18 protein-coding genes, 1 tRNA gene and 1 pseudogene are annotated in these 18,330 nt (G+C 44.2%); 18 read left to right on the top strand and 2 right to left on the bottom strand.

Annotation, left to right across the window (positions count from 1 at the left end):
* Positions 1-168 precede the first annotated feature (168 nt).
* Positions 169-639, bottom strand: coding sequence for a hypothetical protein (locus tag OE749_RS08775; protein WP_263712073.1), 471 nt, complete (start codon positions 637-639; stop codon positions 169-171).
* A gap of 159 nt (positions 640-798) precedes the next feature.
* Here OE749_RS08775 and OE749_RS08780 point away from each other — a divergent pair, with 159 nt between their 5' ends.
* The 9 genes and pseudogenes from OE749_RS08780 to OE749_RS08820 all read left to right on the top strand — a co-directional run bounded on the left by OE749_RS08780 (position 799) and on the right by OE749_RS08820 (position 10,032).
* Positions 799-1,854 (top strand): efflux RND transporter periplasmic adaptor subunit, encoded by a 1,056-nt coding sequence (locus tag OE749_RS08780; RefSeq protein ID WP_263712074.1) that lies wholly within the window; start codon positions 799-801, stop codon positions 1,852-1,854.
* A 12-nt stretch (positions 1,855-1,866) separates the two neighbouring features.
* Entirely contained in the window at positions 1,867-4,977 is a 3,111-nt protein-coding gene (locus OE749_RS08785) for an efflux RND transporter permease subunit (RefSeq protein ID WP_263712075.1), read from the top strand.
* A 136-nt stretch (positions 4,978-5,113) separates the two neighbouring features.
* Complete coding sequence (locus OE749_RS08790; RefSeq protein WP_263712076.1) at positions 5,114-5,971, top strand: HDOD domain-containing protein; 858 nt, start codon at positions 5,114-5,116, stop codon at positions 5,969-5,971.
* Between the two features lie 144 nt (positions 5,972-6,115).
* The gene (locus OE749_RS08795) at positions 6,116-6,871 is read left to right on the top strand and encodes a hypothetical protein (RefSeq protein ID WP_263712077.1); all 756 of its coding nucleotides are present in this window, start codon (positions 6,116-6,118) and stop codon (positions 6,869-6,871) included.
* 622 nt (positions 6,872-7,493) lie between these two features.
* Entirely contained in the window at positions 7,494-7,910 is a 417-nt protein-coding gene (locus tag OE749_RS08800) for a hypothetical protein (protein ID WP_263712078.1), read from the top strand.
* A 26-nt stretch (positions 7,911-7,936) separates the two neighbouring features.
* Positions 7,937-8,653 (top strand): zeta toxin family protein, encoded by a 717-nt coding sequence (locus tag OE749_RS08805; protein WP_263712079.1) that lies wholly within the window; start codon positions 7,937-7,939, stop codon positions 8,651-8,653.
* Between the two features lie 348 nt (positions 8,654-9,001).
* Positions 9,002-9,301: pseudogene (locus OE749_RS08810) on the top strand (transposase); the annotation flags it as partial.
* Positions 9,288-9,665, top strand: a complete 378-nt coding sequence (locus OE749_RS08815; protein ID WP_263712080.1) for a DUF2971 domain-containing protein — start codon at positions 9,288-9,290, stop codon at positions 9,663-9,665. The pseudogene OE749_RS08810 and the gene OE749_RS08815, both read left to right, overlap by 14 nt.
* A complete protein-coding gene (locus OE749_RS08820) occupies positions 9,631-10,032 on the top strand; it encodes a hypothetical protein (protein ID WP_263712081.1) in 402 nt (133 codons plus the stop codon). The genes OE749_RS08815 and OE749_RS08820 overlap by 35 nt, the downstream gene beginning before the upstream one ends.
* 82 nt (positions 10,033-10,114) lie before the next feature.
* Here the strand turns inward: OE749_RS08820 and OE749_RS08825 are convergent.
* Positions 10,115-10,191 (bottom strand) — tRNA-Ile (locus tag OE749_RS08825).
* Between the two features lie 497 nt (positions 10,192-10,688).
* Between OE749_RS08825 and OE749_RS08830 the strand changes: the two genes are divergently transcribed.
* From OE749_RS08830 to OE749_RS08870, 9 genes are all read left to right on the top strand, one after another.
* Positions 10,689-11,018 (top strand): hypothetical protein, encoded by a 330-nt coding sequence (locus tag OE749_RS08830; protein WP_263712082.1) that lies wholly within the window; start codon positions 10,689-10,691, stop codon positions 11,016-11,018.
* A 364-nt stretch (positions 11,019-11,382) separates the two neighbouring features.
* Positions 11,383-11,703, top strand: coding sequence for a DUF3718 domain-containing protein (locus OE749_RS08835; protein WP_263712083.1), 321 nt, complete (start codon positions 11,383-11,385; stop codon positions 11,701-11,703).
* A gap of 368 nt (positions 11,704-12,071) precedes the next feature.
* The gene (locus OE749_RS08840) at positions 12,072-12,878 is read left to right on the top strand and encodes a LytR/AlgR family response regulator transcription factor (RefSeq protein WP_263712084.1); all 807 of its coding nucleotides are present in this window, start codon (positions 12,072-12,074) and stop codon (positions 12,876-12,878) included.
* Between the two features lie 163 nt (positions 12,879-13,041).
* Complete coding sequence (locus OE749_RS08845; RefSeq protein WP_263712085.1) at positions 13,042-13,440, top strand: CidA/LrgA family protein; 399 nt, start codon at positions 13,042-13,044, stop codon at positions 13,438-13,440.
* Positions 13,441-13,449: 9 nt separating this feature from the next.
* Complete coding sequence (locus OE749_RS08850) at positions 13,450-14,133, top strand: LrgB family protein (protein ID WP_263712086.1); 684 nt, start codon at positions 13,450-13,452, stop codon at positions 14,131-14,133.
* A gap of 349 nt (positions 14,134-14,482) precedes the next feature.
* Positions 14,483-15,475 carry a response regulator gene (locus OE749_RS08855; protein WP_263712088.1) on the top strand — a complete coding sequence of 331 codons (993 nt, stop codon included), beginning with the start codon at positions 14,483-14,485 and terminating at the stop codon, positions 15,473-15,475.
* Between the two features lie 3 nt (positions 15,476-15,478).
* On the top strand, positions 15,479-15,961 hold the full coding sequence (locus tag OE749_RS08860) for a PAS domain-containing protein (protein WP_263712089.1): 483 nt from the start codon (positions 15,479-15,481) through the stop codon (positions 15,959-15,961).
* A 111-nt stretch (positions 15,962-16,072) separates the two neighbouring features.
* On the top strand, positions 16,073-17,791 hold the full coding sequence (locus tag OE749_RS08865) for an Lcl C-terminal domain-containing protein (RefSeq protein WP_263712090.1): 1,719 nt from the start codon (positions 16,073-16,075) through the stop codon (positions 17,789-17,791).
* Positions 17,792-18,292: an Lcl C-terminal domain-containing protein gene (locus OE749_RS08870; RefSeq protein ID WP_263712091.1), complete on the top strand. Its 501-nt coding sequence runs from the start codon at positions 17,792-17,794 to the stop codon at positions 18,290-18,292.
* Positions 18,293-18,330: the final 38 nt, after the last annotated feature.

The raw sequence follows: 18,330 nt of genomic DNA on the forward strand, positions 1-18,330 counted from the left end.
ACCAGTATAACGGGTTTAGGGTAGAAAGAAACGCCCAAAACGGTTTCTCGGATTAATCTTATCTATAAAACCTGCAAAATTATTCACGTGAATACGTCTAAGTTTAGAAAAGAGATGAGGGAAAATCATGCAGTTAGCAAGATTTGCCTTAATAATGAGTCGAAAAGTTTATTCAACACGATGATTGTCATGGTGTTTTTCGGTTGACTGATTGAACATATCGAGCACGGTGACAAGTTCATCACTGTTGTGCCATTCAAAGCGCGTCAGGGTGAATGGATCCTTTGCAAAAATAGCGGATGTTTTGTCTTGCGACCAATAGGGAGTAGGAAAAGACGTCGTGCTACTGTCAAAATTTCCCGCGAGTTGGCAATTAAAATATGTGGTATCCGTCACGGCAGATTCGCCTAAAATATGAGTGACGTGAACATTAAATCCCGTTGCACTAAATGTCGCTCGGTGAAGTTCACATGCGGGTGATGGAGAATGGTTGACTGCCACATCGGGAAGTGAAAAATGCGATTGCGCTTTTTTTCGAAGAACGACGAGATGATCGTCGATTCTAATAATACAGGCGGCATGCGTGGATTTAATGGGCGCGTCTTCCACTGACGACCGACACATAGGAGTGGAAGGCAATGAACGCTCACAGCCCACAAACACGCTTAAGCAAGACAAAAGTAAAATAAATCTAAATGGCACGTCATTCGTACAAATTGGCTGACAATGACTGCATTGTAAAAATGAATGCCTCTAAAAGACAAACTTTTTCAGGATAGAACGATTTAAGGATCGACAATGAGTAACTCCTTCAAACTCTCTCCGATGGCTTTTGCGGTGCTTGCACTAGCAGGACTACTGGCCTACCTCAACTGGCCTCAGGCGGAAGCTGAAAACGCTCGACGAGGGGGGGCTACACCCGTGGTGGTGCACGATGTGAAAGAATCTGAGTTTGAAGTGATCGTAGAGGCTTTGGGCACAGCCAAAGCCAATGAAGCCGTCACAATAACCGCGCAAAAAGCAGAGGTAGTTCATCAACTGCATTTTGATGATGGTGACCGTGTAGAAAAAGATCAATTGCTACTCACGCTCGATAACCGTGAAGAAAACGCCAGAGTAAAAGAGTTAGATGTGAATTTGCAGGAAGCCAAACGACAACTCAAACGTGTAAAAGATCTGGCGAATAAGAGTGTCGCGTCACAACAATTGTTAGATGAACAAGAAGCAAAAGTAAAAGCTCTTAAGGCGCAGCGAGATGTAGCTCGCGCTAAACTAGAAGAGCTGAATATCCGCGCGCCTTTTAAAGGGAAGCTAGGTATTCGCCAAGTGAGTGTGGGGGCGTTTGTTTCACCCGGAGACAGCATCACCACGCTCGATGATTTGAGCAAAATCAAAGTAGATTTCAGTATTTCTGAGAGTCACCTACCGTCGCTGCAAATCGGTCAGAAGGTTACGGCGAAAACGGTTGCCTATCCAGACAATGCGTTTATTGGGGAAATAAAGAGTATTGATTCTCGCGTTGATCCCATTACCCGCTCAATCCAGGTTCGCGCCATTGTTGATAATCCCGATTATGCGTTGCGTCCCGGCATGTTGCTACAAATTAACTTACAAAAGCAGGTACTTAATACGCTGGTGGTGCCTGAAAAAGCCTTGCTTCCTATTGAGGATAAACAGTTTGTTTTTGTGATTATCGACGGCAAAGCAAGCAAGCGTGAAGTGCAAGTAGGCAAGCGTAAGCCGGGATGGGTGCAAATTCGTGGAGGTTTGCAAGAAGGCGAGCAAGTCGTCGTAGAAGGAACATTGCGTTTAAACGATGGTGCAGCCGTGGCTGTGCAATCACCTGACGCATAAGGAGCAACGGGTATGCTGTTATCTAATATATCAGTAAAACGACCAGTATTCGCGTCGGTAGTTAACCTTTTGCTCGTGGTGTTTGGCATCGTGTGTATTTCGTTGCTGTCGTTGCGAGAATATCCCGACATTGACCCACCTATTGTATCGATTAATACAAATTATCCGGGTGCGTCGGCAAACATTGTTGAAACCCGCATTACCCAAGTATTAGAAGATCGCATCAGCGGCATTGAAGGCATCAAAAATATTACCTCTACCAGTCGTAACGGGCGCAGTAATATTTCTATCGAATTTAATTTGTCTCGTGATATTGATGCGGCGTCTAATGATGTGCGTGAGCGAGTGAGCCGTGCCCTGAATAACCTGCCTGATCAAGCTGATCCGCCAGAAGTATCTAAAGCTAATTCTGATGAAGACGTGATCGTTTGGTACAACCTACGCAGTGATAACTTGTCGGTGATGGAATTAACCGATTATGCCGAGCGTTTTATTGTTGATCGGTTGTCGATTGCCGAAGGCGTTGCGCGTGTGAGGGTTGGCGGTGGCCGCAGTTATGCAATGAAAGTGTGGCTGGATCGCAATGCGATGGCCGCCCGTGAAGTCACCGTCAATGATATTGAACGGGTTATTCGGTCAGAAAATGTCGAGCTTCCGGCTGGGGAAGTGCAATCGCTTGATCGTAATTTTGAAGTGCGTGTTGCTCGCACTTTCTTAACCCCTGATGATTTTTCAAAGCTAACAGTAAAAGCCGGTGCAGACGGATATTTAGTGCGCCTGGGTGAGGTCGCCCACGTTGAACTTGCCGCTGCCGACGATGAAACCGAGTTTAGAGGCGATGGCGTTAACATGATTGGCTTGGGGATTATTAAACAGTCTAAGGCCAATACATTGGAAGTGGCGCGTTCAGCAAAAGAGGCGTTAGAACAAATCTCACAAACCCTGCCAGACAACATTTTTATTGTGCCGTCGTACGATTCATCGGTTTTTATCGAAGAATCTATCAATGAGGTTTACAACACCCTAGGCATCGCCATGCTAATGGTGATCATCGTCATTTATTTGTTTTTGGGTAACGTACGCGCGACCCTCATTCCGGCCGCTACCGTGCCAGTGTCGTTAATTTCTGCATTCATCGTGATGTATGCGCTCGGTTTTTCCATCAACTTGTTAACGCTGTTGGCACTGGTGCTAGCGATTGGGTTGGTGGTGGATGACGCGATTGTTGTATTGGAGAATATTTACCGCCGTATAGAAATGGGTGAACCGCCGTTGCTCGCCGCATATCGAGGCGCAAGAGAAGTTGGCTTTGCCGTTGTTGCGACAACCATGGTGTTGATTGCCGTGTTTGTTCCCTTAGTGTTCTTGCAAGGAAATATTGGGCGTTTATTTACGGAATTTGCGTTGGCTATTGCTGCGGCTGTTGCGTTTTCCAGTGTTACTGCACTGAGTTTGTCGCCTATGTTGGCGTCCAAGGTACTTACTCAACGAGAGCGTAACTCTGCTTTTGGACGTTGGATCGATCGTGGCTTTAAACGGGTAGAAGGCGGTTATTTCAACACCTTAGGAAGAACCTTGCATCAGCCCATTGTTATGGCAGCCCTCATTATTTTGAGTTTGGTGGCCTTGTACCAATTGGCACAGAAAATCCCCAGTGAATTTGTACCAAAAGAAGACCGTGGTAATTTCTTTATTGCGATGCAAGCCGCAGAAGGGGCCAGTTTTGAAAGCAATGCGGCTAACCTGAAAAAAATTGAAGACATCCTTTTGCCATACATAGATAAAGAAGAGGTGAATCGGGTGTTGGTAAGAACGCCTGGATTTGGGGGATCTGCTGGTATCGCGATTGTGGGCATGGTGCCATGGGATGTGCGTCAACGCAGTACCTTCGAGTTGATGGAGGAAGTCAGTGGAAAACTCAGTGAAATACCGGATGTTCGTGCGTTTGCCATCATGCGTTCTTCGCTCGGTGGACGCGGTTTAGGGCGACCAGTTCAGTTTGTGCTACAAGGAAATACCTACGAAGATCTCGTTCGTTGGCGCGACATTATTATTGACAAAGCCAGCGACAACCCCGGTCTAGTCAGAATTGATTCTGACTATAAAGAAACGTTGCCGCAGCTGTTGATTAATATTGATCGTGATCGCGCTGCCGATCTTGGAGTGTCGATCTCAGAGATTGGACGCACATTAGAAACCATGTTGGGCCAGCGCCGCGTATCGACATACCTTGATCGAGGCGAAGAATACGATGTCATTCTGGAAGGGCGAGAAGAAGATTACCGCTCTCCGCAGAGCATTGATAATTTGTATGTGCGCTCGCAAAAAACCAATCAATTGATCCCGCTAGACAACTTGCTAACCGTCGACGAGCGTGCCACGTCTGACCGCTTAAACCGTTATAATCGAATGCGTAGCATTACTATCAGCGCTAACTTAGCCGATGGTTACACTTTGGGAGAGGCGCTCGAATATTTACGCGGATTAGTAGATTCTGAGCTGCCTGAAGAAGTGTCGATTGATTACAAAGGTGAGTCGCAGTTATATCAAGATTCGGGTAACTCGGTCATTTTTGTGTTCCTTCTTGCTTTGGCGATTACTTATTTGATTTTAGCCGCGCAGTTTGAGAGCTGGGTGCATCCGCTGGTTATCATGTTAACGGTGCCGCTGGCCTTGGTGGGCGCATTTATCGGGCTATATTTATCTGATATGACAATCAACATTTATAGCCAGATTGGCTTGGTGATGTTGATTGGCTTGGCGGCCAAAAACGGTATTTTGATTGTGGAATTTACCAATCAGCTACGCGACGAAGGCATGCCATTTGAAGATGCCTTACGCCGCGCGTCTACACTTCGCTTAAGACCCATTGTTATGACCGGATTCACAACAGTATTTAGTGCGTTGCCGCTTGTACTGGCGTCTGGGCCGGGCGCGGAAAGCCGTATGGTAATTGGTATGGTTATTTTTGCGGGTGTGGCGGTGTCTGCGTTTCTCACCTTATATGTTGTGCCTGTTGCTTATTATTGGTTGGCGCGACATACAAGCTCTCCGCTTGAAAGAACCCGTAAGATAGAAGAATACGAAGAGCAGATCCCCTATAAAAAAGGTGAATCTACGTAAGCGAGAGGCGTTTAATTTAACGATAAAGAGAGCGACTATCCGCTCTCTTTTTCTTTCTTTTGCGGTATCTGTTTCACAATTTGCGACTATAGTGTGTGTATTCTTGTTTAAAAACATTCACTAAGGTTGGCGAGTTATGGCGACAAAGGTATCGGCTTTAGAAAAGGAACTTTTGAAAAAAGTTGTGATACCGCCTCGTCCAGACATTGTCAATAAAGTCACAGACGAACTTAAACAGGAAGATCCCGACTTAGATAAAGTCGCCAAACTGATCACGTCTGATGTTTCGCTGGCAGCCTCTATGCTCAAAATTGCCAATTCTCCCGTATTCAAGCGCTCAAAGCCGTTTACGTCTTTGGATCAGGCGGTGAAGGTACTCGGCATTACCCGTGTAGAAGTGATCGTGAATTCGGTCGCACTAAAAGGCACATTTCCCGATGCGGATATTCTCGATCCGCTTTGGCGAAAAAGTGCGTATGTTGCCGATATGAATGGCATTCTGGCAGAAAAAACGGGGAACCCAGCGCTGGTTGATCCCGCGTATATGTTGGGGTTGTTTCATATGTCTGGCGTGCCTGTTTTGCTACAAAACTATCCCAATTACGCAAAATTCATAAAAGAAGCTGACGAATATGGCTGGGGAGAAGTGTTGGGGAAAGAAAAAGTGAATTTTGGTGCAAATCATACGGTTATTGGTGCACTTTTAGCAAAACGCTGGCAACTGCCAAGTGCGCTTGTGGTGGTAATTCAGCATCAGCACAATCCACTTTTGTTTGAAAAAGCAAATATGAATAAATTGGTGCTGATTTTACTTTCGTTACTTAAACTATCTCGCAATATCATGCATCAGAAATACATGGGTAGCGGTGAGAATGCAGAATGGGCAAAGTCATTTGAAGGCGTAATGAGGGTGCTCAATTTAGATGCGGCATCATTAACCAGCTTAAAAAAAGATGCCCAAGATGAGCATAACGCACGGCTCGCTGAGCAATAGCCATTTTACCCTAATAGACTGATTTTTCGCCTCTTTATTCTTTACATCTATCTTCATCATGCTTTAATCAGCATGCACATCTCGTGCAACGAAAAATAAAACTTACAAAAATAAAAAATTAAACACAATAATGGAAAGGAATTCATGAAAACACTCCCATTTTATCTATTCGCCCTGTGCTGTTCTCTTGTATGTACGCTCCCTGTGGCCGTCGCTGCAACCCACTCAACTGCGCATTTTGATTTACATTACCCAGATGCCTTGTCTGCGTCAGCGGTTGATGCATTTGCTACTGATATTGAGCAAGCCAGACAACGTGTCACAGCCTATTTAGCCAATGTGCCCGGATACACTGGCACACCCATTAAAGGCAAGTTGCAAGTGCATGTGTCGAGCAAACACAGAACGCCATATCAAGACAAAGAGCACATTTATGTGCCTGAAAAGCGTGTACTAAAAAGCTACGAGAGTGAAGGTGAGCACGCGGGACTGGCGTTGGTACACGAGTTAACCCATGTGTACGCGGTGAGTGGGTTTCGCTATCAACGGGATCGCTTTTATGACGACGGATTAGCGGTATTTCTTCAGCACCGCTTAGGAACGGGCCCAGAATACCCAGATTTTGGCGAAGATCTCATTGTGGCGGCGGCAAAGCTATCTGAGAAACACGGCGAGCTTATTCCACTCAAACAGGCTGAAAACGTGCGAGGCGCAGCAAAATCAGGGGTAGCCAGACGGCTTGCCTACCTGCAAGAAGGCGCGTTTAGCCAGTTTTTGATCGAACGTTTAGGTTTGGAAGCCTACTGGCAAATTTACACCGGAACGCCATTTGAAACCGTCGCAGGCCGATCCTTCGAATCATTTGAAACAGAATGGGCAGAATTGGTAAATGCTATGTAAAGGCATAACTGAGTATAAGGACATTCCAGCGTCTCATGTTACTTATCATGCACACAGGTATGCATAAATCTGAAGTGTTTTGGCCTCAGATGAGAGCATGTAGACTTTGAACGTAAGTTCATCAAGGTAGAGGCAGGCAACGCCAAATCAGGTAAAACTTGGCACATATCACTTAACCCGATAACCTTAAACGTATTGCAAGGTGGCACTTGTTTCATGCTGATTGGGTTTATGTGTTGAGGTGAAGAGGTGAGACCGCTTGCTGACATTAAGAGGGAGCGGACAAACTACTTAAAGACGCTGAGATTGTAAACTTCTGCTTTTATGATCTGTGCCACCACTTCGCGGGTTTGCTTGCAGTGGCAAGTGTTGATTTGAATTCTATCAGAGAATCGCTAGGTCATGGCAGTAGGGAAATGTCGCAAAGGAACGCACACATAGCGCCAGAGCATAAGGCGACTGTGGTTAATTTGATTGGGTGAAGTTGACAACAGAAGTGTAAGTGCCAGATTGGAGTTGATGAAGCTATGGTCAGCATAGTATTAAAGCTGTTAAAGTTGATTTATAAGTAACTTTTACTGAGTGAAATTTACGGTAACCATCAGGTAAATAGCGGGAACGTATGAAGCTACCAATTATGAAGCTACCGATAAGAAAGGGACATTCTTTGATCCATGTCACTTATCAAGACGAAGATTATTCAAATAACATACACGCAGATAATTTTCAGGTTGAGTATACAAGTCAGATGAATCGAATTCATATCAGTCTTGGCCCTAGCCTCAACCAACGAAATAAATCTAGTAATTCTCTCTATGATGCCAACGAACTTATTCGAAAAGCTAGTAAGCTGAGTCTTGTTCAAATCGATGAAGATCAAATAATTAAAGGCCTGTTAAATGCTCTGAAGAAATATCCAGAAAACTCGTGGGAACTGCAACTAAATTCGAAAGGAATGGATGTTTTTAGATTCAAAGTAATACTCTCGATTCAGATGGGAAGCATTTTTTTAGACGTTACTGAATACATTGAACAATAGCTTAGTACCCTAGAAGGAGTATTCGATTGACGTTATCTGAAGAAGAGCTAGCTATACAGGAGCGAGCGATAGCATGGGCCAAAGCCAATCGTACTCGAATTGCGAATGAGCTAACGTGTAAAAACAAGTTCCCTCCTGAAGAAAATCCGGTTTCAATTTTTATGGCTGGCTCTCCAGGTGCTGGTAAGACAGAAACGTCTAAAAAGCTGATTGAAAACCTAGACGGTCAAGGAAGGGTGGTTAGAATTGACGCTGATGAACTTCGAGAGCATATCCCTAATTATAACGGCACTAACTCGTATTTGTTCCATAGAGCAGTTTCGTTCATAGTTGAACGTATAGTCGATAATGTATTTAAGCGGAAACAAAGCTTTATACTTGATGGGACATTGTCGAAGTACTCTGTTGCAGAAAAAAACATAGATAGAGCGTTACTAAAAAATCGCCTTGTTGTAATAGTATACGTCTACATGGAGCCAGTTGTCGCTTGGGACTTCGTGCAAAGACGTGAAGCCGTAGAGGGGAGACGGATTGAAAAAGAAGTCTTTATAGATCAGTTTTTTGCAGCAAAAGAAGTTGTCAATAAGCTTAAAGCTTCGTATCGAGATAGGGTTAAAGTAATGCTATTCAGTAAAGATCTAACCAATGACGAGACTTATTATAAGGATAATATTTCGTCAATTGACAACCATGTTAAGCAAAAGTATACTCCTGCGTCCCTTGAACAGGCCTTGTCAGATTGATATATCTTAGGTAACTTTGATCTGGATTAATGGTCAAACTTGTATAAATATTAGTGTATGTGTTCTGGTTGTGTAACTAGTGTTTGAGGAAATTGGAGAGTTGATATGATATTCAAACGAAAAGAAATGGCTAGTGATAGCAGTTTCTCTACGTTTTTTCACACGGCATCCTCGAGAGATAAAAAGCGTGTTTTTCAAAAAGTTATGAAAAACGCTAACGAGATGCAACGAGAAATAATTAAGGCTAGCAACCAACAAGTTGCAGCCAAATAAAACCCAGCTCTTCGCTGGGTTTTTTATCAAATTCATAGGTCTAATTCTAACTTCTTCGTTGTTACTTAATTGGACTTCCCCGAAGCCATTGAGGCGGTTTATTCGAAACCGCAGTTACAACTGTGTATCGTACATCAAATTCGCCACTCTCTACGCTATGTGAACTGGAAACAGCGCAAGGTCATTGCCGCTGACCTGAAAAGTATTTACGGCGCAGCCACATTAGCTGAAGCGGAGATGGCCTTGGCAGACTTCGCTGAAAAATGGGATTACCGTATAAGGCAAGTTATTAATGTTCTGCAAATTTTTACCCCCTCAAAGACGAGATGTGATATCAAACCTAAAAATAAGATTTTCTCAATTGTCAGCTCTTAATGATCCTTTTGAAAGCAGCTTTTTACTTAATTTAAGGGGATTGGACCAACTTCTAAAAGAGTCTGCGGAGGAAGCGTGGAAGCTATGGGAAAACCTGCCAAAGTATGAAAAGACGGAAGAGAATAGAAACAGTGTTAGAAGAGTAGTCGAGGAGCTAAACGAGTTTAAAGAAGAAAAATTTAACTCGAAAACTTTAGGCAACAACCTTCGAGATACCATAGAACGTAATATTGGAATACTTAGTTTAAGCAAAACAAACGAAAATCTCTTAATGTGGTCACATTACGCACAGAATCATCAAGGCTTCGTAATTGGTTTTAACGAAGAACATGACTTTTTCTTTCAAAAAAAACTCACAAAATGAGTTTACTAAGCCTATCCACATCAGATATGAAACTCAAATTCCTCAGATTGATGATGATCATGACGACTTTTACAATATTGTCATGGGTACAAAGTCGATCGACTGGGCTTACGAAGAGGAGGTTAGGGTTACTAGGCAAATAAATCAAACATTATCATTTTGTGATGTAGATAAGGACGGAAAAGCTATACATCTGTTTGATATACCCCCTTCTTTATTCGGAGCAATTTACTTGGGAGCAAATTCAGATGCTGAACTGGGAAGCGTGATGAGGAAAGAACTGAAAGATAAGAATATAGATATTCCAATTTTCAAAGGTACGATTTTGTCCGACCAATTTAAGCTCACATGGGAAAGAGTTTACTAAACTCTTGCTATAGACATGCTACAAAAATAAAATTTTGACTAAGGATGTTATTGATTACTAAGGCTAATAGCCTTGATAAAAATGGTGGCCCCTCCCAGACTTGAACTGGGGACCTACCGATTATGAGTCGGGTGCTCTAACCAACTGAGCTAAAGGGCCATTTTGGAGGATGTTGAGAGAGTGTTGGCAAGGTGCTTTATCCCTCAAGCGTGGCGCAGTATAAGAAACTTTGGTGCGCTTGTCATCCTATAAACCGTCTGGTTTTGATTGTTTGGCGAACTTTTGTTCAACGAGAGTGCGGCATGACACCTAACGAAGTGGGTTTGCTGCCCATTGCCCTTTACTTCGGGTGCTCTCAGCTGGGCTTGATAAGCGTATTTGCGCTTATTTGTGCCTATTTTTTAGTAGACACACTGTACGTAAGATTTATTCGGTAAAAATCATCTTCTTGTTTCAAAAGGCATTTATTCACGGATTCTCGTGGTTTGGTTGGTGTTGATTGAAAAATGAACTAAAGTATTGGTATTCAATGCTAAAAGTTAGTTTTATCGCTACTAAAGCGTTTTGATCTCTGCTATCTTCCAGTGTTATTGGAACAAATAACAACGAAAATAGAAGAGAAGGTGAAGTCGATGTATTCCTACTCGGAGAAACTCATGACTGAGAAGCCCTATATTGTTAGTGGTCGAAATACGATTATTCATAAGGTTCGTAAATTTGATTTGTTGTTGACTAACGGTGAAGACAATCCGCCTGTGCTAGTCACACATAAAGGCTTGAAGGAATACTCCGGCAAGATTCCTGATAATAAGCGTGAAGCGAAAATGATGGATATGGAACTGGTCGATGTTACGTTAGGCGATGTGTTTGGCGATGAAAAAACCTTGATTTTTGTGCAAACTCTTAACGGTAAAGAGTACAAAATCGATTATAGTAAACTCGGCACACCGATGTTTATTAAGGTGCACCAAGACAGCATCTTCTAAGATTTCAAAAAGCCCCGCCTGTGCGGGGTTTTTACTATTCAGATCACTGAGGCTAACTTCCATAAGTGATCCTTCTGCACACCGTTTTTCTCAAGTCTTCACTTCATACTTCTGCCTAGTTTGATGTTATTTTCACCCATGTATCTGAGTCTGCAACGTGACATGGTTGTAAATAAGTGTGTCTTGAATGCGGTCATTAACCTCGTGAAACGATGATTTATCCTATGAAATACTAGGTTTATCGCTTCGTCGTGCGTTTCCGTAACAGAGCCGTTTTCGTGGTGTGTTTGCTTTTTATTTCACTATCTTATTTCCATACATCTGACTCGTAGCGAGTTGAGAGTAATACCAAAGGGGATAAGTTATGAAAGCAACTGTATGTTTATCAGCCATTGTGATGAGTGTCGGACTTACTGCAGCATCGACTGCGTCTGCTGCGATAGACCCATCTACAGAGCGTGTATTGGTAAAAGTGTGCAAAGCATTGAAAACTGACAATCAAGCACGCTTGCGTCATGTGCTTAAGCGTAATCATTTGGGATATCGTCAAATTGCCGAGGGGCTGCGCTGTAATGGTCAAGATGCGCTAACCTTTGCGATGTCGCACGGTGCAGAAGGCAGTGCGTATTATCTTGCCAGAAAAGCCAATATTGATATGAGCACGTTGGTCGCAAAACTCGACTGAATAGAGGCAGCCTGAGCAAGCCAGCCATTTCGGTTGCTCAGGCAAAACTGTCTACCATGGGTTTGTACACGTTTATCACCGTTTGCCAATCATTCGTCACAAATGGGTTCACTATCGGCAGCCGTTATTCGACACTCCTCGTGTCGGATTAGTGACCCGATGAATGCATGTTTAATAAAACATGTATTGTTTCCTGAATTTTTATGGGGCTGTTTGCCAGTTTGGTACAGCCTCTTTTTTTGGGGAAAAGCGGCAGAAGATGACATATTTCGTTACGATCTCTCGCTTGCGAAAGATTGTCATGGTGGTTGAACTGTACTGGACTATGTAGACGTTAACCTGATCCAGAGCACACTCAAGAGCGCACTATGCCGATATCTGCCATTATTGTTGATGATGAACCACTTGCCCGAGAAGGACTCATGCTGCGCATTGGGCAGGAGTCAGACTTCAACGTACTAACCGACTGTGCCTGCGGTGCAGAGGCATTAGACGCGATTCATACCCTTACACCAGATGTGGTTTTTGCCGACATTGAAATGCCAGGATTGTCGGGCTTTGAATTGGTGAACGCGCTCAATGACGCCCCGTTTTTACCTAAAATTATATTTGTTACGGCTTACCAAGAATTTGCGCTAGAAGCATTTGAGTGTCAGGTGTTTGATTACTTACTCAAGCCTTATTCTGATGCGCGTTTAGCGAGTTGCTTGAATAAACTCCGACAAGCATATAGTGAGCAAGTTGCATTTGATCGCCAACAGCAGTTAACGGATTTACTGGGTAAAAAAACAGGCAAAACGCTAGAGGGCTTTATGTCGTCGCTAGCGCAACAAGCGAGCATGTCTCCCGATAGCGATACCCTCATTTTTAAGAACGGTACAGAGCGACTTCGTTTAGTGATGAGTGAGATATTATGGGTAGAAGCAGCAGGTGACTACTTATATTTACACACCCAAAGGGGCAATTTTATTGTGCGCCAAACACTGAAACAATTAGAAACCGAACTGCACCAACATTGCTTTCCTCGTGTGAGCCGCTCTGCCATGATTAATATGAGCCATGTAACAAAACTCACGCCAAATTCTAACGGTGAATACTATGCCACACTTAACAATGGCGACGAGGTGAAGGTAAGCCGAAAATATAGAGCCAAATTACATAAATTCTTTTATTAGCCGTTCCTTGCTATTGAGATGCCTCGCTCACCCAATCATGGTGTTTACATAATTGTGGCAGCGGCTTATGGCTTAGATAGTCCAGTAATACAGTTGAAGGGATTTATTCAAGCGTGCTATACGTTTACCTATTAGCCAGTCTTCTAATGGATACCCACACCGGATGATGAAAATAACAATAGAATGGACAAAAGCGATAACCCTCGTATTGGTGTGCGTATTTGCTGGGCAATGGCTGGCGAGGGATGTGCTGCAAAATATCGGTATATACATGCCATCACCGCTCATTGGCTTACTCCTGTTGTTTGGTGGATTGGTTCTACTCGGCGCAGGCAATACGCCAACAGCACTGCATAACGTGAGCCAGTTTTTACTTAAACATATGTCGTTGTTTTTTGTGCCAGCGACGCTGTCGGTAATTTTATACTGGTCTGAGATTTCCTCTCACCTTGTGGTGCTGATTGCGATTGTGGTGAGTACATTTATTGGCATGCTTTGCACCCTATATACGTTCAAGTGGTTAACCGGAAAAGCGGCTATCGATCCATCGGATAGGAATTAATAGGTCACCATGCTATTTACTGTTATCTGGCTATTGCTGACCGTTTTTTGTTACAGCCTCTCTGCTGCGTTGTATCGCAAGTGTCATGCAACACCCATACTGCACCCAATCTTGCCCAGCGCGTTACTCGTATATGTATTTATTTATCTACTTGATGAAAAAGTAAGTAGTTACTTAACTTATACAAGCTTAATTCATTGGATGTTGGCGCCAGCTACTGTGGTGCTGGCAGTGCCTATGTTTAAACACCTGTATGTGGTTAAAGTGCTGGGCTGGCAAGGGTTAGCGGCGATGCTGGTGGGCGGCATTATGGGGCCGATTTCATGTTTTCTAATATTGTGGGGAAGTGGCGTTGACACGGCCCTGCTATTAACGAGTTTAACGAAATCGATTACTACACCTTTAGCTATCGAAACGGCCGAGGCAATTGGCGGCATTCCCTCAATTGCAGCGGTAATGGTGATTCTGACTGGCATTTCTGGTGCGATGATGTCGCAATGGGTGTTCACGCTAACAGGGTGCAGTCACAGTCAAAGCAAGGGCTTGGCGTTAGGTACGGCTGCGCACGCAGTGGGCACCAGCCGAGCAGCATTGATTGATGAGCATGCGGTTGCCTGTTCAAGTATCGCTCTGTGTTTGAATGGGGTTATGACATCGCTTTGTCTGCCGATAATAATCTCGATGATAAAGTAAAGCGTATTCTATTTTAATGGCTCGGCTATATTGATTTAGCCTGCGAAAATAAATGCAACGTTTAAAATGAATGCCTTCGACTAACGTGATTGTTATTCATACACTTTTTACCTGTTCTGGTCGGATTACCCGCAGTTGTTCAGGTTAAGGGTATGAATTAGCTTGGAAAAAAATCTGTAAGCTGCTATCTATTAAACAGTTGGATGTCAAAATGGGCTGGTTGTTTTTGGCCGATTGTTATCTCGTCTTTAAACATCCGTTTGTCCATTAAGAAGCAAACCTCAGGCTAATAATATATTGTGCGGCAATTTTGGCGAAGACAAAGAGTTAGAAAAAGCGAAAAATCTATATGTTCTCAGTGTTGATATGCGACGACTCGATGGTTGCGAGGAAGCAGGTAGCAAAATGTTTGCCCCCTGAATGGGAGGTATCGATACATTTTGCTAAACACGGACAGGAAGCCATTGCTGCGTTAGAGGAAGGGAAGGGACAGCTTCTGTTTCTCGATCTTAACATGCCCGTCTTAGACGGGTATGAAACCCTTGAAGCCATAAAAGAAAAAGGCTTAATCACACAAGTCATCGTGATTTCAGGTGATGTTCAACCCGAAGCCCATGAGCGGGTTAAGGCGCTTGGTGCAATTGAGTTTATTGAAAAACCGGTTAATTCTGAACAACTTAAAGCGGTTCTCGACAAACACCAAATTCTTGCCAAAGAAGAAGAGCAGGAAATCGACTCAGACGCGTTGCCCGCCGATATTCGCGACGTGTATCAAGAGATTACCAATATTGCGATGGGGCAGGCTGGTGATCACCTTGCTCGCATTTTCAATGTATTCGTTCGCTTACCTATTCCTAACGTGAATCTGATTGAAGTGTCTGAGTTGCATATGATGCTCAGCGATATCGAACAAAAAGAGTCTGTGTCGGGCATTTGTCAGGGGTTTGTTGGCCCTGGCGTGGCTGGAGAGGCGTTGTTTATTCTAAGCGATTCCAGCTTTGGCGATGTGGCTAAAATTCTTGATATTAAAGAAAATGTTGACGATCAAGTTCAGCTCGAACTACTAATGGATGCTGCCAATATTCTTATTGGCACTTGCCTTCGTGGCTTGGCGATTCAGCTGGATTTATTGTTTAGCCAAGGGCATCCGGTTGTGTTAGGACAGCATCGAAATGTGACCGAGCTGATTGCATCGAATAAAATGAAATGGAAGCGCTCGCTCGCCATTGAGTTAAGTTATGGCTTAGAAGGGTACAATGTTCAATGTGACCTAGTGCTGTTGTTTACAGAAGAGTCGATGCGTGTAATGAATTATAAACTTTCGCACTTGTTGGAGGATTAGGTCATGAGCCAAGATGATATGACAGAAATGCACTGGCTAATTGACATGATCCAAACCGTAGATGTGGGTGTGGTGGTGCTTGATCGTGAAAACCGTATTCAAGTATGGAATGGGTTCATGGAAAGCCATAGCGGCAAACTACCCAGTGAAGTGCGGGGGAAAACCCTTTTTGAAGTCTTTGATTATATTGACGAAGAATGGTTTAACCGCAAAACCCGTCCTGTGTTTGAATTGCGTACTCGTGCGTTTATGACGTGGGAGCAAAGACCATTTTTATTCAAATTTCCCAATTATCGACCGATAACAGGCAGTGAGGATGTCATGTATCAGAACATCACGTTGTCTGCGTTAACCAGTACAACGGGTCAGGTTGATAATATCTGTATGATGATTTACGACGTAACCGATATTGCTGCGAATAAAAAAGAATTGGAAGCAGTGCAGGTTCGTTTGTTGGAAGATCGCGAAAAGTCGACTTCAAATTAAACGAAAATTGTCGTGATTGTCCTATCGAATCGGTTCAAACCCATAAGGCCGCTTTCTGATATCTCTGTCAGCTGTAGTCGTTTGAATTATCTTATTGAGGCATAGAGGTTTATGCAAAGCACAGGTGTGGCGAACGCGTTAGATTACGCAAATTGGATGGTAGTGTCTGCAATGGCCTTGGTATTAATTGGGTGTTCCGGTAGCTCGCTTGAGAGCGAAGACGATACACCTACGCCGAAGGTAGTCGTGCAAATTGGTACACCTGCGACGGTGAACGAAGGTGCGCTGGTGGCCCTAACAGGTGAAGCCGTGGGGCAAACCAGCGATCTTACTTATAGCTGGAGTGTCGCACCTGATATTCCCATTACTCATGAAGATACCACGACGGCCACCGCCAGTTTTCAAGCTCCTGAAACTACCACACCGTTAACCTATACATTCTCTTTAATTGCTACCGATGGCGAAGGCAATCAAGGCTCTGATGCTAAGGTGATTACGGTTCAACCCGTAAATGAGCCGCCGATTGCGGTAATTAGTGTAATACGGCCAACAGATGTGTCTAACCTCACGTTTCCTGCGGGCATTGAAGTGGTACTAGACGCGCGCTCCAGTAACGACACTGACGCTCAAGGTGAGTCTACATTGGTGAGCTGGCGTTGGGAGCAAACTGCGGGAACAAACGTGCTGTCTGGCGTGAGTAAAGACGGGGAAAGTATTGCATTTACCACTCCGATTGCACAAGACAATCAAACGCTGGCATTTTCATTAACGGTGACCGACAAAGAAGGCGGAACGGGTGAAGCAACGTTAGCTATTACTGTACTGAGCGAGAGCAATACCGTGCCAACCGTGAATGCGGGTGTGTCGCATACCGTGCATGCTGGAGAAGATATTTTGTTATTGGGAGAGGCACAAACCACGATTCCGAACGCTCGCCCTTTAACTTATAACTGGCTGAATGATTCCGAATTGCAGCCCGCCATTCAACAGGCAAACGCGTTACAGACCTTTGCCATTGCACCGCAGGTAACGTCAACGCAAACGGTTACCTTTACACTGGAAGTCACCGATGCGTTTGGCAACAAAGTAGACGATAGTGTAACCGTAACGGTTAAGCCTTTCCCGCTCTCTCCGTTGAATGATACAGGGTCGCTAATTCAGGCGACTGAACAAACGAATAGCAACGATTTTGAAGCCGATTATCCGGGACAAGATGCACATCGCGGCCATGATGCGGTTGCACGAAATAATGCCGCAGAAAAAGCAGGGACGGGCAGTAACGGATTTGATTTTACCCGATTGGACGCCCTTGGTGATCAGGTAGACGATTTAACTCAAAGCTGGTCATGTGTGCGCGACAACATTACGGGATTGGTATGGGAAGTGAAAACGGTTGGTTCTGGACTGCATGCCAGACAACATAGCTACACGTGGTACTTCGAGAACGATAACGGCGGTAGTGCGGGTACGCAATCCTCAGCTGCTGCGTCATGTTCTATCACGCCGTGTAATACGACGGCATTCGTTAGCGAAGTGAATCGCGTAGGGTTATGCAATTTTAATGACTGGCGTTTGCCGACCCATCGAGAATTATTGTCGTTGGTTCATTACGGTCGCACGTCACGTCCGTACATTGATGTCAGTATGTTTCCGAGCATCGATCCATTCAGTGTGGGGACGCTGTGGTACTGGACATCAGTATCTAGCGTAGATGGCGCGTCAATTGGCGATGCCATTAATGCGTGGGCGATTGATTTTTCCAGTGCGAACGACAACTTTCTACAAAAAAGCACGCCAGCCAGAGTCATGCTAGTAAGAGGGGGACGCTAAATGAAAGTGCTGATTATATTCTTAGGCTTAACTGCGTTTACTGCGTTAGCACAAAACTGTAACACTGATGTGCCAAATACAGCCCCAACCAGTCGGTTTAATGTCGGTGCTGATGGCACGGTGACCGATAATTTGCACAAACTGATGTGGATGCAATGTAGCTTGGGACAAACGTGGGATGGCAGTGACTGCGTGGGCGATGCCGATGAGTTAACTTGGCAACAAGCCTTGAAAACGGCGCACGGATACAGTTTTGCGAATAAAACAGGATGGCGACTGCCCAATATTAAAGAACTGGAAACGCTTGTTGAGCGTCGATGCGAGCGTCCTGCGTTGAATGAAACCGTATTTCCGTCTTCACAGTCTGATGATTACTGGACATCAACACCCGTCGCCACCGATCCCGTTAGGGCGTGGGCCATTGCCTTTTTTAATGGCAGTAATACCGCGAGAACCAAGCAGGCCTTCTTATTTACGCGGTTAGTTAGAAACGCCAATTAACTGAATTAATGGCTTAATTATCTGAAGGTACTTTCTAT

Origin of the sequence: Fluctibacter corallii (genome assembly GCF_025751585.1) — a bacterium.
Taxonomy (GTDB): Bacteria; Pseudomonadota; Gammaproteobacteria; order Enterobacterales; family Alteromonadaceae; genus Fluctibacter_A; species Fluctibacter_A corallii.